Origin of the sequence: Stieleria sp. JC731 (assembly GCF_020966635.1) — a bacterium.
GTDB lineage: Bacteria > Planctomycetota > Planctomycetia > Pirellulales > Pirellulaceae > Stieleria.
In genome coordinates this window covers 297,970-313,815 of record NZ_JAJKFQ010000005.1, presented here as the reverse complement: position 1 = coordinate 313,815, position 15,846 = coordinate 297,970, and the positions used below count along the sequence as shown (strand labels likewise).

General features: G+C 53.0%; 11 protein-coding genes. 8 read left to right on the top strand and 3 right to left on the bottom strand.

The features are described 5' to 3' along the window. Window positions 1-200 precede the first annotated feature (200 nt). The 5 genes from LOC67_RS12305 to LOC67_RS12285 all read left to right on the top strand — a co-directional run bounded on the left by LOC67_RS12305 (window position 201) and on the right by LOC67_RS12285 (window position 10,010). Window positions 201-1,208: a peroxiredoxin-like family protein gene (locus LOC67_RS12305; protein WP_230262903.1), complete on the top strand. Its 1,008-nt coding sequence runs from the start codon at window positions 201-203 to the stop codon at window positions 1,206-1,208. Between the two features lie 240 nt (window positions 1,209-1,448). Further along, window positions 1,449-4,004: a DUF1592 domain-containing protein gene (locus tag LOC67_RS12300; RefSeq protein ID WP_230262902.1), complete on the top strand. Its 2,556-nt coding sequence runs from the start codon at window positions 1,449-1,451 to the stop codon at window positions 4,002-4,004. Beyond that, entirely contained in the window at window positions 4,001-5,371 is a 1,371-nt protein-coding gene (locus tag LOC67_RS12295) for a DUF1552 domain-containing protein (protein WP_230262901.1), read from the top strand. The genes LOC67_RS12300 and LOC67_RS12295 overlap by 4 nt, the downstream gene beginning before the upstream one ends. 115 nt (window positions 5,372-5,486) lie before the next feature. Then, entirely contained in the window at window positions 5,487-8,702 is a 3,216-nt protein-coding gene (locus tag LOC67_RS12290) for a DUF1592 domain-containing protein (protein ID WP_230262900.1), read from the top strand. A 3-nt stretch (window positions 8,703-8,705) separates the two neighbouring features. Continuing rightward, a complete protein-coding gene (locus tag LOC67_RS12285; RefSeq protein WP_230262899.1) occupies window positions 8,706-10,010 on the top strand; it encodes a DUF1552 domain-containing protein in 1,305 nt (434 codons plus the stop codon). A 34-nt stretch (window positions 10,011-10,044) separates the two neighbouring features. Here LOC67_RS12285 and LOC67_RS12280 read toward each other — a convergent pair whose 3' ends face one another. From LOC67_RS12280 to LOC67_RS12270, 3 genes are all read right to left on the bottom strand, one after another. Then, window positions 10,045-11,463 (bottom strand): lipopolysaccharide biosynthesis protein, encoded by a 1,419-nt coding sequence (locus LOC67_RS12280; RefSeq protein WP_230262898.1) that lies wholly within the window; start codon window positions 11,461-11,463, stop codon window positions 10,045-10,047. A gap of 217 nt (window positions 11,464-11,680) precedes the next feature. Next, on the bottom strand, window positions 11,681-11,932 hold the full coding sequence (locus tag LOC67_RS12275) for a DUF1294 domain-containing protein (RefSeq protein ID WP_230263743.1): 252 nt from the start codon (window positions 11,930-11,932) through the stop codon (window positions 11,681-11,683). A 189-nt stretch (window positions 11,933-12,121) separates the two neighbouring features. Then, window positions 12,122-12,376, bottom strand: coding sequence for a hypothetical protein (locus LOC67_RS12270; RefSeq protein WP_230262897.1), 255 nt, complete (start codon window positions 12,374-12,376; stop codon window positions 12,122-12,124). Window positions 12,377-12,421: 45 nt separating this feature from the next. Between LOC67_RS12270 and LOC67_RS12265 the strand changes: the two genes are divergently transcribed. The 3 genes from LOC67_RS12265 (at window position 12,422) to LOC67_RS12255 (ending at window position 15,846) form a co-directional block, all read left to right on the top strand. After that, window positions 12,422-13,636, top strand: coding sequence for a PQQ-binding-like beta-propeller repeat protein (locus LOC67_RS12265; RefSeq protein WP_230262896.1), 1,215 nt, complete (start codon window positions 12,422-12,424; stop codon window positions 13,634-13,636). A gap of 69 nt (window positions 13,637-13,705) precedes the next feature. After that, window positions 13,706-15,025, top strand: a complete 1,320-nt coding sequence (locus tag LOC67_RS12260; RefSeq protein ID WP_230262895.1) for a Gfo/Idh/MocA family protein — start codon at window positions 13,706-13,708, stop codon at window positions 15,023-15,025. 71 nt (window positions 15,026-15,096) lie between these two features. Beyond that, complete coding sequence (locus tag LOC67_RS12255) at window positions 15,097-15,846, top strand: sulfite exporter TauE/SafE family protein (RefSeq protein ID WP_230262894.1); 750 nt, start codon at window positions 15,097-15,099, stop codon at window positions 15,844-15,846.

Sequence of the window (15,846 nt, the reverse complement as noted above, 5' to 3'; positions counted from 1 at the left end):
ATCGTCGCGTTCCGGTCAGCCTATGCATGCTTCTTCGCAATGACAATCCGCCGCGACAATCTAGTCGACTGGCGATTTGCTGATTCGTCAGCCTGGACTTTCGAGGATAGAATTCCTGTTTTGCAATTAGAAGATACGCGGTTAATAGTGGCTGACGCAGCAACCCTGTTTGACAGAGCCCCCTCGAATCGAGCTATGCCTTGAATCCGAATCAAACACGTCCGATTGCACGACAAGACAAATCCGCCAGTTGGGCAAAATCGGTTTTGATCGCTGCTGCGGTTTACAACTTGGCTTGGGGGACCTGGGTGGTGCTTCGCCCGGACGATTTCTTCAATTGGGCGGAATTGGAAATTCCAACTTACCCCTTCATTTGGCAATGCGTGGGGATGATTGTGGGGGTCTATGGCGTCGGATATGCGATCGCGTCGCGCGATCCGGTCCGACACTGGCCCATCGTCTTCGTCGGCTTTCTAGGAAAAGTCTTCGGTCCGATCGGTATCGCTTGGAACCTTGCCACCGGTTCTCTGTCAATGGACTGGGTCTTGTTGACCATATTCAATGATCTGATTTGGCTCTTTCCATTCGCTGCAATTTTGTTCATGGCATTTGATATTGCAAATCGTCCAGAGGCGGGTCCGACCAACGGAACCATGCAGGAACTGAACGTGCACTACCAATCGCAGCATGGAGAAACGATCGGGTCTTTATCAGCAAAGCGACCGGTTTTGGTAGTTTTTCTAAGACATGCGGGCTGCACTTTCTGTCGTGAGGCACTTGGCGACATCAGTGAACAGCGAGAGCAGATCGAAAAGTCGGGCGTGACAATTGTTCTGGTTCATATGGGGGACAATCAATCCAACGGACAGCTATTCGCATCCTACGGGCTTGCAGATGTTCATCGGATCAGCGATCCCGATTGTCATCTATATCAGGCATATGGCCTGCAACGTGGTGGTATCAACCAACTCGTTCCGCCATCGGTATGGTGGCGGGGCTTCCAGGCTGCGATTCTAAATCGTCATGGATTTGGAAAGCTGGTGGGAGACGGATTTCAGATGCCTGGCGTATTCTTGGTTGAAGACAATCAAGTCGTCCATTCTTATCTCCATGAAACGTCGGGCTCGCGTCCTTCCTACTGCAATTTAGCAGCTTCCGATGAAGTTGCTTCCGATCAGCTCGCCTCATGCGAATCGGTGACTTGTTAATTTCTCCGGCATAGAAGAAACCACGTTTGTCACCGCAACCGAACGATTTTATGCTATGGCGTCCGGTTTGCCGTCTTGAGCATGATTTTGCCGTAACATCGGCCAATATTTTGTGTTTAAATGGTGCCGCCCCACCCAATTCTGGGATGACCTCAGAACCCACCCTACCCTGCCTTGAATCTGATGAAATCGATTGTTCGAATTCAGCGACCTTGGGTCCTTCGGCAAATGGAATCGCGAATGAGTCGATTTACCATCGCGGCCGCAGTCGCAATGACATGGTTTGCAACCGAACCACAATGTGGTGTCGCGGGTGAATTGCCGTCGATCGAATCGGATCCGATCGCGGCATACGAAAGCGATATTGTTCCGATTCTGCAGAACTACTGCTACGACTGCCACGGCTATGGCGAACGAGAAGGCAACTTCGTCCTCGACCAATTCTCGTCCGGCGAAGAAGCAAACGCCGATCCAGAACTGTGGTGGAACGTTGTCAAAAATCTTCGCGCCGGTGTGATGCCTCCCGTTGGATCTCCGAAGCTGAAGCCGGAGGAACTCGCACGGGTCAATCGCTGGATCAAGTTTGGACCGTTCGGTATTGACCCCGAAAACCCCGATCCAGGACCGATCACCGTTCGACGGATGAACCGCCAAGAATACGGCAACACCGTTCGATCTTTGATGGGTGTGGACTTTGACGAGACCTTATTGTTTCCACCAGATGATTCAGGTCACGGTTTTGACAACGTCGCCGATGCCTTAATGGTTTCGCCATTGCTGCTGGACAAATACCTTCAAGCGGCTGAAATGATTACCGAACGCGCCGTACCCCGCGTTACGAAAATCATTCCCAGACAAGACTTTCGCGGGCATGACTTCACGACTTCCGACAAAGGATCAAATCGCAACGGGCGATCGCTTGACGGAAAGAAAGAAACAACGGTCAGCCGACAATTCGCGATCAAAGACAACGGCCGCTACAACGTTTCGATCGGAACGAAGCAACACGGTTCCTTCGAATTCGACCCGGCTCGCTACAAAGTCATCTGCCGCATCGACGACGAACTCGCCTTTGAGTCCGAATTGGGTTGGGACGAAAACAAGCTAACGGAATTCGATTCGGTCAAAGATTGGGATGCGGGCGATCACAAGATCTCGTTCCAAATCGAACCGATCGTCAATGCGAGCGACGAAGATGACCTCGAAGATGAAGGCAACACGCACGTTCATTTCGAAATCTATCGTGTCAGCATCGAAGGCCCCTTGGATACCCAGGAGCTAGTCCACCCGCAAAATTACGATCGTTTTTTCACTCGTGACTCACCACCAGAAGGAGCCGAGGAACGACGGCAATATGCGGCGGAAGTTTTAGAACGGTTTGCAACTCGCGCCTTCCGAGGCAAAGTCGATCGCAAGACGGTCGATCGACTGGTCAGCCTAGCCGAAGCAGTCTACTCGCAGCCCGAGACAACTTTCGAATCCGGCATCAGTCGAGCGATCGTCGCCGTCCTGGCATCGCCGCGATTCCTGTTTCGAATTGAATCGGCAGCTTCGGACGATCCGTCTTCGCGATATGCGTTGGTCGACGAACTTTCGCTCGCCTCACGGCTGTCGTACTTTCTGTGGTCTTCGATGCCGGATAACGAACTGGTTGAGCTGGCCGAACAAGGAAAACTGCGTGAAAACCTGGAGTCGCAAGTCGACCGAATGTTGGCTGACAAACGGGCCGACGCCTTTATCCGAAACTTTGTCGGACAATGGTTGCGAACGCGAGACGTCGTCAATGCCAATGTTGATGCGAACGTGATCCTCGGCTATTCGGAAGAACTCGAAGAGCTTCGTGAATGGTTCAAAACGCTGCCCCGTGGATTCTTTCGGCGACGGGGAGAGATGTCCGATGAAGACCAAGCCAAGCTGGACCGCTTCCGCGAAATCCGACGACAAGTCGACCGCATTGACGATGACCTAAAACGTTCGATCCGGCGCGAGACAGAGGAATTCGTCGAATACGTCATCCGCAACGAAGTCAGCCTGTTGGATCTGCTGGACTGTGACTACACGTTCCTGGATCCGAAACTGGCGGACCACTATGGCATCGAAGGCGTCAAAGGTGAAAAGATGCGTCGTGTCGAACTGCCAGAAGACAGCCCCCGAGGCGGATTGCTGACGCAAGCTTCCATGTTGATGGTGACTTCCAATCCGACACGCACCTCACCTGTCAAACGCGGGCTATTTATCCTCGATAACATTTTGGGTACCCCCGCCCCACCGGCACCGGGTGTCGTACCCGAACTGGAGGAATCAGCGGATCGCTTCGACGGACGCGAACCGACCTTGCGTGAACTATTGGCGGTCCACCGTGAAGACGCGTTATGTGCTTCGTGCCACGCGCGAATGGACCCGATCGGTCTCGCTCTGGAAAACTTTGACGCCCTAGGAATGTGGAGAGATTCCGATAACGGATCACCCATCGAACCCCAAGGTGAATTGGTCACCGGAGAAACGTTTAGCGATATTCGCGAGCTAAAAAAGCTGTTACGTGAAAATCATGCGGACGATTTCTATCGCTGCGTTACGGAAAAGCTTTTGGTGTTCGCCATTGGACGCGGTATGGAATACACCGACGAACACACCGTGGACCAAATCGTTGAAAAGCTTCGGCAGAACGATGGCAAATTTAGTGTCCTGGTCAAAGCGGTGATCGAGTCGGCGCCATTTCAAAAACAACGACTGACCAGCACAGATCAACAAACCATTTCATCAAACGAAATTCAAGCGAGTGGAGAGTCGCCATGAGTCACGGACAGAAACCAACTTTCAGTCGACGTGGATTCCTGCGCGGAAGCGGCTTGTCGGTCGCGTTGCCGGCACTCGTCTCGCTAAAGGCAAGCAGTGCAGCGGCGTTCGAAGCGACTCCTTCCGCCGGTGCAGTCACCTCCACCGGTGCACCACTGCGGATGGCATTCATGTCGATTCCCAATGGTGTGCAGCAAGAAAACTGGTTCCCGACAGAGGATTACCAGCTCAACGAAACGATGAAGCCGCTCGAAGGGCTGAAATCGGATCTGCAAGTGATCAGCGGCCTGGACCATATCAATGCCACGGCGGGTCCAGACGGGGCGGGTGACCATGCCCGTGCAAACGCCACATTCCTAACCGGCCTGCGAGCCCGTAAGACATCCGGCAGCGACATCCAATGCGGGATCTCGGTTGACCAAGTCGCCGCGCAAGCTTTCGGTTCGGTCACCCGAATGCCATCGCTGGAGCTGACATCGGACCTGATCCGAAACTCCGGCAGCTGTGACTCAGGATATGCGTGTGCATACCAATACAACCTCGCGTGGAGTTCGCCCTCAACTCCGGTCACGCCCGAAGCGAATCCCAGGCTTGTGTTCGAAAGACTATTCGGTGCGGGCACTGCCAACGATCGAAAGCAGAACTACGAAGCCCGATTAGCAACGAAAAAGAGCGTGCTCGATTTCGTTTTAGAAGAAGGCCGCGACGTACAACGACAGCTTGCTGCTGCCGACAGCCGAAAATTTGACGAATACTTTTCGGTCGTCCGTGACATGGAACGACGCATCGAGGCCGCCGAACGCTTCAAAGATCCTCCAGAAACAGACCAAGACGCCCCCGCGGGAATCCCTCGTGACTTTGGCGACTACATGACGCTGATGTACGACATGTTGCACTTGGCTTTTCAAACCGATTCGACGCGAGTCGCGACATTGTTGCTGGCCTACGACGGTAGCAATCGGACATTCCCGCAACTGGGCATCCCCGAAGGACACCACTGGCTAACCCATAGCCAACGTGATGAAAAGCTCGCTGAAAAAGTGGCTCGAATTGACCAGTTCTACATCGAGCACTTTGCACGGTTCCTTGAAAAGATGCGACAGACCGAAGACGTCGATGGGAATAGCCTGCTTCACAATTCGATGATCATCTACGGCGGTGCGATCGCTGACGGCAACCGACACACCCATGAAAACCTTCCCGTCATCATGGCGGGACACGGCGGTGGAAAGGTTACAACCGGCCGGTACTATCAAGCTGAAAAGCAACCGATGTCAAACCTTTATGTTTCGATGTTAAACCTGATGGGCGTTCCCGTCACACAATTCGGTGACTCCGACGGCCGCCTGGATCTTGGCACCGCGTAAGACATTCAGCTGAATTGTTTTCCTCTTGTTGCTGAATATCGCTTCGGCGACAACATCATCGACGCCGGCGCCGTGCATAATGATGCACGGCGTTTTTCTTTTGATGCGTTCGCGATTGTCGAAACAGATCGCCCATCGCAACACTTCTATCTACCGTTGTCCGATGTCACCACTTGCCAAAATCACTTTGCTGTTCGCCGCAGTCCTTTCCGCTAGTACGGCAATCGCTGACGAAACGCAGACCGACCTACCGGACTTTGCACACGACATTCGCCCCATCCTTCATCGTGCATGCATCGACTGTCACTCAAGCGACAATGCAGAAGCCGATATCGACCTGTCACAGTTCAATGAATCGCGAGACGTTTCACGCGAGAACAGCGTTTGGGTCAAGACGCGAGCAATGATTCGCAGTCATCAAATGCCTCCTAAAGATGCCGAACCATTAAGCGACGACGAACATCGACTGCTCTTGTCGTGGGTTGAACAGTATCTGCGATCCGCCGCAAAGGCTAATGCAGGCGACCCTGGCCCGGTGATGCTTCGACGTCTCAACAATGAAGAATATCGCTACACCATCGGCGACCTGACAGGCGTTTCCAGTTTGAATCCGACCGCGGAATTCCCCGTCGATGGTGCCGCAGGAGAAGGCTTTATCAATACCGGCGAAGCTCAAGCGATGTCTCCGGCATTGGTATCGAAATACTTAGACGCGGCAAGACTTATCGCGTCCCACGCCGTCCTGACGCCTCAAGGGATCGATTTTTCGGAGTTCACTTCACGCCGCGACTGGACCGACGAACGTGTTCAAGATATCCGCGACTTCTACCTAAATTTCACCGAGTTTTCAAATGTCGAAATGCAGGTCAGTGGCGCAGGGTCTGTGCCCAACGAAGGCGGTGCGATTCCTTATGCAAAGTATCTGCACGCACTAAAAGCGTCGCAAACGGACTTGCGTGCCGGCGAGCAGTCGATTCTTGACATCGCTGATCACCACAGTTTGAATCCGCAATACCTCGGTTTTCTTTGGGCTCGATTATCAAGAACGGACCCTCAAAACGGGGTGATCGTCAATCAAATCGCAAAACAGTTTTCCGAGGCCGATGTTGACCAAGTTTTGAAGACCGTCAAAGCACTGCAACAAGCGACCTTCCGATTCAATTCAATCGGTCATGTCGGCGGCGATGGAAAACCGAAACGTTGGATGGAAAGAGTTTCACCGGTTCTGACAAACCAGTCAGTTAATTTTGCATTGCCGGCAGAACCTGAATCCGACATCGCTATTCACTTGACGATCTCCGATGCGAATGACGGTAGCGATTCCGATATCGTGATCCTACGCAATCCTCGAATCACGATCGAAAATGATGTCGATGTTCCGCTTGCATCAATCCAGTGGCTACAACAGCATGCGGATGAACTCAATAGCGAGAAAAGGAATCTGAATGAGCTGATCGAGCGTTCGATTCCGGATTCGCGGTTTGGATCATCCGAATCTCTTGAAGGGATCGGAAAGAACGACTTGGTGGTTCAAGCACCGGCCAAATTAGCATTCACCATTCCCCAATCGATTGCGCAAGGCAGGACGCTGCAGCTAGACGCAGTCCTTCATGACGCCGCTGGCAAAGAAGGAAGTGTCTGTATCGAAGTCGCACTAGCTGCGCACAATTCAAATTCGTTGCCACTTGCCACCCCAGTGCTCGTTCATCCCCGAGGACAAAAACAACAATCGGTTCGAGACGCATTTGATCTATTCTGCGATTGCTTTCCTCCCCTGGTTTGTTATTCGCGAATCGTCCCGGTCGACGAAGTGGTGACGCTCAGTTTGTACTATCGTCAAGACGACGACCTTCAGCGTTTAATGCTTGACGATCAGCAGAAGAAAACGCTTGATCAGATGTGGGATGAAATGCTTTTCGTGGCGCAAGAACCTCTGCGTTATGAAGTCGCATTCGAACAGCTACGAGAATTTGCGACGCAAGATCGACCGGACCTAGTCAAGGTTTGGGACCCTTTAAAACCAGATGTTGTTCGCCGAGCAAACGAGTTTCGGCAACGTCAAATCGATCTCGAACCGCTGCAAGTGGATTCTGCGTTGCGTCTGGCTTCGCAAGCATGGCGTCGGCCACTTTCGGAACCCGAGCAACGGGGCCTAAGCGAACTCTACCAGTCACTGCGTGGTGAAGACTTGCCGCATGAGAAAGCGATCGAGCTACTGCTCACGCGGATCTTCGCTTCTCCGGCATTTTTGTATCGACGTGAAGTTCAGCCCGAAGGTTCGGGCACCGCGGACGTGTCTGCAATCGAATATGCCAATCGCCTTAGCTTTTTCTTTTGGTCGTCGATGCCAGACGAAAAACTAATGCGTTCTGCAAACGCAGGAGAACTCAGCAACCCAGCAACTCTTGGGGCCGAAATCGACCGCCTGCTATCGGATGAAAAAACCCGCAGGCTTGCGATCCAGTTTGCCTGCCAATGGCTGCACCTACGGAACTTTAGCGAGAACGACGACAAGAACGAAAAGCTTTATCCCGAGTTCGCGTCACTTCGACACGACATGTACGAAGAAACGATTCTCTTTTTCGAACACCTATTCCGAAACAACGGTTCGATCTTGGAGATCCTTGATGCGGACTATGCGTATGTCAATCGTTCACTCGCTGCCCACTATGGGATCGAAGATATCGACACCGACGGATGGGTCCGTCTTGACGGCGTCCAGAAACAAGGACGTGGCGGTATTCTTGCCATGGCGACGGTATTGGCGAGCCAGTCCGGAGCGTCACGGACAAGCCCAATCTTGCGTGGCAACTATGTTTTCGAAACGTTGCTTGGCGAACGCCTCCCTCGCCCACCCGCAGATGTTCCGCAACTTCCCGAAGAGCTGCCTAAAGACCTGAGCGCTCGAGAGTTGATCGAACAGCACAGTGCTGCACCACAATGCGCCAAATGCCATGAACTGATCGACCCATTCGGTTTCGCGCTTGAACAGTACGATGCGATAGGCCGCCTCAGGCCAATCCCCGTCGACACCGCGACTGTCGCTGCCGATGGAACGGCAATGGATGGAATCAATGGGCTTCGCGAATACTTACTTCATGATCGTCGAGACGCCTTCGTTCGTCAATTTTGCAGAAAACTATTGGGATTTGCCCTGGGACGTGCAGTCCAGCTTTCCGACGAAGTCCTGCTCGATGAGATGCAACAACGGCTGAAAAACAATGACTACCGGTTCCGTGTTGCGATAGAATCAATCGTCACCAGCCAGCCGTTTCGACAGATTCGATGTGCAGATTTCTCCCCTCCTCAATCACCCGCCTATTTGGATTGAACCATGTCACAGGTCTCCTTTGATCGCCGCGCGATGTTGCGTGGGCTGGGCGTTAGCATGGCATTGCCATGGATGGAATCACGTTCGGTTTGGAGTGACGATCCGTCCCAACCGGCGTCAACAGAAAGTGCACCGACACGAATGGCAATCCTGTTCTCCGGATGCGGCTACCATTCGACCGAATGGTGGGCCGAGGGGCAGGGAGCGGAGATGAAACTCGGACGCGTCCTCCATCCGCTAGTGGACTACCGCGACCGCATGGTGTTCATCAATGGGCTTTATAATGCGGAAGCGTTGAAGGGAAATATCCACAGCTCACAAACGGGAAACCTCCTCTCGGGAGCGCCGCTTTCATCTGGCGGAAAGATTCGCTCGGGGACCAGCGTTGACCAAGTGGTCGCACAGCACGTGGGTAAGAAAACCAAACTCCCAAGTCTGGTTTTAGGATGTGAAAAGTCGAACCCGTCGGTGCATAAAAACTATTCGATGTTGTACAGCTCACACATTTCGTGGAGCAGCCCGACAACGCCGACACCGTTGGAGGTGTACCCAGCGTTGGCATTCGATCAACTGTTCAAAGACTCGGCCGAACAGGGTGACAGAAGCGTGCTTGACGCCGTTTTGGAAGACGCGAAAGACTTTCGCCGCGGAATCAGTCATCGTGACCAGCAAAAGCTTGACGAGTATCTGCATTCGGTACGCGAGGTGGAAACCCGCTTGGATCGCGCAAGTCGACTTGGGGAATTGCAGGGTTGGCGTCCCACATCGCAGAAGCCGACCATGCCAAGACCGGCTGATGGCTATCCGCAAGACATCGTCGATCACATGCGATTGATGTGCGACATCCTCGTGCTTGCCTTTCAAACCGACACCACACGTGTTTGCACGCTGAAACTGAACAACGATCACGGAACATTGCGGTTCCCACATCTGGGGGTGGACTACATGATCCACCACCTGTTGTCGCACAGCGACACGGAGGACTGGTTAAAAGTCAATCAGTTCTTTCTCGAACAGATGCGTTACTTGGCCCAACGCATGGATGCGATCGAAGAAGGTGATCGCACGCTGTTAGACAATTCGATGCTGATGCTTTGTTCAAGCATGCGGAACGGACAGCATGATGCGACTCGTTTGCCGGTCGTCATGATCGGTGGCGGAGGCGGGAAAATTAAGGGTGGCCAGAATCTTGACTATGCCAACAATCCAAATCGGCAGATGTGCCGTCTGTACCTCAGCATGATGAATGTGATGGGTGTCAAGCGAGAACAGTTTGGCGATGCGACGCAACCACTGGCCGAAGTCTAGCCACGATGCTTTGCTGCACTCATTGGTGCCGAACCTAATTTGCTTGAACAGCAGTCGCTGACATAGCGAGTTGAGATTTCCACGCGTGGACTTCTTGGATTTTTGCAATCGTTGCTGCTGAAGCCAGACAAACCGCAAAGACACAGGCCACACCGTCGTTTCCGGAATCTCGGAACGCGATCGGAATTAGGATCACCATTGCGATCGAATGGAACAGCAGGTTCGCTGCCAACTGCTTGGAACGTCGCATAAATAGCAATGCCGTGGGCGAAAGCGAAAACAACGTCCAGACACATGCTCCGGACGCGACCCAAATCAGGGCCGTGTGAGACTGCACGAATTGTGATCCAAAAAGTGACAAGATCGAATCGCCTAATTGATAAACGATCACCCAAAAGACCAAAGCCGCACCGCCAACAATCGCCTGTCGGCGGCGTCGCAACTTCATGTCAGATTTCAGATCCCCGGTATCGATCGCGACGGCCAGCATGGGAAAGTAGTATTTGTCGGCGGACTTCGACAGCAGGAGCACAAGGCAACCCGTTTCAAACGCAGGTGCCAACAAACCCAATTCTGCCGCAGAGTGTGGCAAGTGGTGCAGAACGACCAAAGGTGCTTTGAACAACCATGTGACCGCACATCCGATTGCAAAGTACGACAGGCTTCGATAAGTCCAATGGATCCATTCAGCCCTTCGGATGCTCAGCCCTTCTGGCCAAATAAGCCGTAGCTTTCTTGACTCGGACGCTTCAGGTATTGAGAGATCGCCTGAGTCTTCTTCAGCGAAATTGGTGTCCGTCGGTTCTTGGCCCAGTGAATCTTGCCGCCCTTTTAAAAGCCAATAGCAAACAACCAATCCGACGGAGCTGCCGATTCCGAAGCAGACCACTGCAGCAGTACCGTCGAATCTTTTGATCGACATCACGCCAGCAATCGTTAGCGATAGCGTGACCAGCGGAACCATCAACCGCGCGATCAATGTTCCGATTACCGCAGAACGACTTGCGATCAATAGATCGACTGCGACACCACATCCGGCGATAGCGGGAATAAACAGAACCGCGGTCACCGAAGTCATCTCGACGGCACCACGAACAAAACTGGATTCCAACAGAATCCCTAGTGCGACAAACAGCGAACTAACAAAAAACACCATCCAAGCCGCAAACACCACGTAGGCATGGCGTTGATTGTGATCCTCAGCCTCAGCCGCCAACGGGATCCGTTTGTAAGCGTACTTTCCGACTCCTGCTTCGCTTAGGGCACCAAACATCATTAGCACAGCAATCGCACCAACGAAACCATCGAACTCTTCCGGCGCAAGGCTCCTAGCCAAATACAGCATCAACAGATAGCTCAATGCGACGCCGCTAATATTCGCACCGATCAAGATCCCTGCGATTGATGTCGAGAACTTTGCGTTCTCTTCGCGAGAAACTGAAAGTCGGTCCATTGAAGCCGTGGCGGGAAATTGAGGCTGGGACCAATGTTTCAGAATCAGGCGTCTGGCAAGAAGCGTTGCCGAGTACTCGCAGGCAGATCACACCGGTCAATTTTGGAAAGCCAATTTATCCTAGAGAGCTATCAATAGCGATATTGGGCCAAGCTCGAATCCCGTGACTGACGCGTTTTTTCGGTTTGCAAATGGAATCTGCTGCCTGAGCTTTCCACTATGCGAACCAACCTTTCCAAAATCGCAAGTAGAGCAGAGTTCCGACGGCCGATAGATGAGCCGCAACGGTCAAGAAGAAAACGATTTGAAATGAACGCTTCTTCGTTTTGTGCCGAACAACGCGTTGTGCGATCCAAGCCCCCGGCCAGCCGCCGAGCAGTGAAAGCAGATGCAGCGTATTTTCCGGAACCCGCCTCCGATCTGCTTGTGCACATCTTTTGTCGACAGCATAGACGACGAACGTGACCACGCTAAATGAGAGCACAATCAAGCCATAGATGAGCGATGCGTGAAAACTTGAAATCAATTTAATCTTCGCCGAACTGTGGCATACAAAGTTGGTCAGACACACGGGCGAGCCATGGTGATGCTCGACATCAGGATTTACAGAACAACCAACACATAGGTGTAGTCAATCTGCGTTCGTTTGGGCAGAAATTTAGAAATTTCCACTGCCCAGATCCGGCATTCGCTTCCTGAGGCCGAAATTGATCGCCAAGACAGAAAACAAAGGTAATCCGAGGTGCACGATTTCGCGAATTGAGCGAGTGATTGCTTTCGAGGTTGCGAAGGCGAGTTGACTTTCCGCAGCCAGCTGACTTTGCAAAAAAACCTCGCCCATCGACGAATTTCGCCCGCGGTAGATATGCTGTACGCCGGCGAGAAAGGTTTCATCCGTAAAGATTTCTTGCATCACAATTTTCGAATTTCTTCCCACACGAATGACGATCGCGTGCCTATGTCCTTTCGGCATCAACTGCTGTCACTCTTACTTGCGACGCTCCCACTGGTCTCATTGGCCGGTGCCGAGGAGTGGTACCGCTGGCGAGGTCCTAATCTGGACGGCATCGCGGACGGAGGCTCGTGGTCGGGTGTTTTTCCTGATGGCGGTGCGAAGGTTCTTTGGCGATCATCGGTTGGGATTGGGTTTTCATCTTTCGTCACCGGCAAGGGGCTTGTGATCACGATGGGGCATGTCGGTGATAATTCCGTCGTGACCGCGTTTGATCAAAAAACCGGTGAAGCCGCCTGGACGTTTCAGTTCGCTGCGCCGCTTGATGACCGTGATTTCGAAGGCGGACCAACGTCAACCCCAACGATCGACTCAGACCACGTCTATGTGCTCAGCCGAATGGGTGAAGTCTTCTGTCTTGACCTGAAATCCGGCGAGCTGATCTGGAAAGTGTCGCTGCCTGACGAAACCGGTATCCGCTTGCCAGGCTGGGGCTGCTCAGCCGCTCCGTTGGTGATCGGCAACAAGCTGCTTATCAATCTGGGCGAAGCCGGGATAGCGATGCAAAAGTCCGACGGCCAATTGCTTTGGAAATCCAAAGATCGCGAATGTGGCTATGCGACTCCGGTCCCCATTCCAAATTCGAATCCAGCAGCCATCGTGATCGCATCCGGAAAGTCGTACAAAGCTGTCGAGGTTGAATCCGGTGAAGAGCTTTGGTCGATTCGTTGGCTGACCAGTTTCAACTGCAATGCGGCCGATCCGATCATCAAGGACAAGAAGCTGTTTTTGTCGTCGGGCTACAACCGGGGCGCAGGTCTATTCTCAATAGACACGGCTGAGCCCGAGACGGTCTGGAAAAACAAGGAAATGAAAAATCAAATCCATGGCTCAATCCTGTTCAAAGGAAAGCTCTATGGGATTGATGGCGATATGGAAACCGGCGCGAGCCTCCGATGCATGGACTTTGAAACCGGGGAAATCGATTGGTCCGAGGATGACTTGCGACCGGGCGGCATTGCAATGGTTGGCGACGATCTGATTGTGTTGACTGAAGACGGGATGCTAATCACCGCGCCGGCAACTTCCGAAGGTTGGAGCCCGACTTCGGAGACAAAGGCGTTGGAGGGCAAGTGCTGGACCGCGCCGGTTTTCTCCGATCAAAAAATCTATTGCCGAACCGTCCATGGCGAGGTCGTTTGTATCGATTGCCGCGAGTAAACTAGGCGGCCATCCTGTTGCCCTGGGGTGACACGCGAACACAAAAACGATCCCGACCCAACGGCGAATATGAACTTGAAACGACGAAGCTTTCTGGCCGGAACGGCAGCCGCAGCGGCCACCGTATCGTCCGCACCGGCTATTCATGCCGCATCGAAAGACAAAAAGTACCGCACCGCGTTGATCGGTTCGGGTTGGTGGGGAATGAATATCCTCCGCGAAGCACTGTCAGCCGGACAAACAAAGGTCGTAGCACTATGTGATGTCGATACCGACCGTCTTGAAATCAATGCGGAAGAGGTCACCGACCTGTGTGGCGACACGCCCAAGACCTACGTCGACTATCGCGAGCTTTTCGAAAAAGAAGATATCGAAGTCGCAATCATCGCGACTCCCGACCATTGGCATGCACTGCAAACCATCGCAGCGATCAATGCAGGTGCCCATGTCTTTATCGAAAAGCCGACCGGTCACACGATCGACGAAAGCAAGGCAATGGTTAAGACCGCCAACGCTTCCGATCGAATCGTCCAAGTCGGACTTCATCGCCGAATCGGACCACACCATGTCTCCGGAATGAAGTTTCTTAAAGATGGCGGCGCCGGTAAAATCGGTTCGGTCAAAATGTTCGTGCATTCGCGCGGTGGCGAAGAACGCCCCACACGAAACAGCGAGCCGCCCGAAAATCTCAACTGGGACATGTACTGCGGACCAGCACCCATGCGCCCCTTCTGTCGTCGAATTCATCCAGGCGGTTTTAGGAATTTCCTCGACTTTGCCAACGGGACGCTAGGTGACTGGGGTGTGCACTGGTTGGACCAAGTCCTTTGGTGGGCTGACCAAGAAGCACCGACATCGGTCTATTCGACCGGAGGTCGTCCCATCGCCGGCACGGCCGTCTTAAACGACCAAGAACAAACAACCGATGCCCCCGATCACCAAGTGGCGGTTTATCAGTTCGAGAAGTTCACAGCCTACTGGGAACATCGAAAATTCGCTGGCAAAGGTCCCGAACAGTCCAGCGTCGGATGCTACTTTTACGGCACCAAAGGCACGGTGCATCTTGGGTGGCGTGACGGGTGGACCTTTTATCCGGCCGACGACAAAAAACCTGTCATTCACGAAGATGCCAAGCTGCAAGAACCCGACGGCCACAACATTCAGTTGTTGTGGGCAGACTTCTTAAGTTCCATCGGATCGGGCAAAAAGCCTGTCGCTGGAATTGAAGTCGGACATCAAGCAACAACGCTAAGCTTGCTGGGAATGCTTTCGATGAAGCTTGGTCGCAGCGTTCGATGGGACGCGGACAAACAAACGATCCCCGGTGATGCCGAAGCAGCCGCTTTGATGCGGCGGGAATACCGCGGCGACTGGGTCTATCCCAGTTAACGAACCGGTGACCAAACGCTATGGTCAGTTGCCTCGATTGACCACATCACGCTTCACACCGCTTTAAAGTCATGCTCGCCGACCTTTCGCCCCTCGAATTTGTACTGCTTTTCTTGGGTGCGATGGGGATCGGGATATCCAAGTCGGGTTTTCCCGGTATCAGCATGTTCCATGTGGTGGTCTATGCATGGGTCTTCGGTGCAAAGCAGTCCACCGGAGTGCTTCTACCGATGCTCGTTGTCGGCGATCTTTTTGCGATCAAAGTTTTCGGTCGCAAAGCCGACTGGTCTCATGTTCGACGGCTGCTTCCGCCAACGTTGGTCGGCATCTTGGTCGGCTGGCAGCTGATGGATGTCCTAGACGAAAACATTTTCAAACGGTTGGTGGGCATCATTATTTTGGTGCTAACAGGCGTCCAAGTGGTTCGAATGTCCAAGCCGTATTGGTTTGATCAAATCCCGCATTCAACCGCATTCGCGATTTGCCTCGGGTTTCTGGCAGGTTTGACGACGATGCTGGCCAATGCCGCCGGGCCTGTCGTCGCACTTTATCTGATCGCGATCAACTTGCCGAAGTGGGAACTGATCGGTACGGCAGCTTGGCTTTTCCTCGTCTTGAATGTGTTGAAACTGCCGCTTAGCTACAACTTGGGATTGATCACGTCTTCATCGCTTGCCGTCGGTGCTGTGATGGCAACTGCGATCCCGGCCGGAATTTTCTTCGGCCGCTGGCTGGTCACACGAGTCTCCCAGCAGCTGTTCAACGGGATCCTGCTTGCCTTCACAGCGATTGCGGCAATTCGACTGATTGGCATCTTTTAA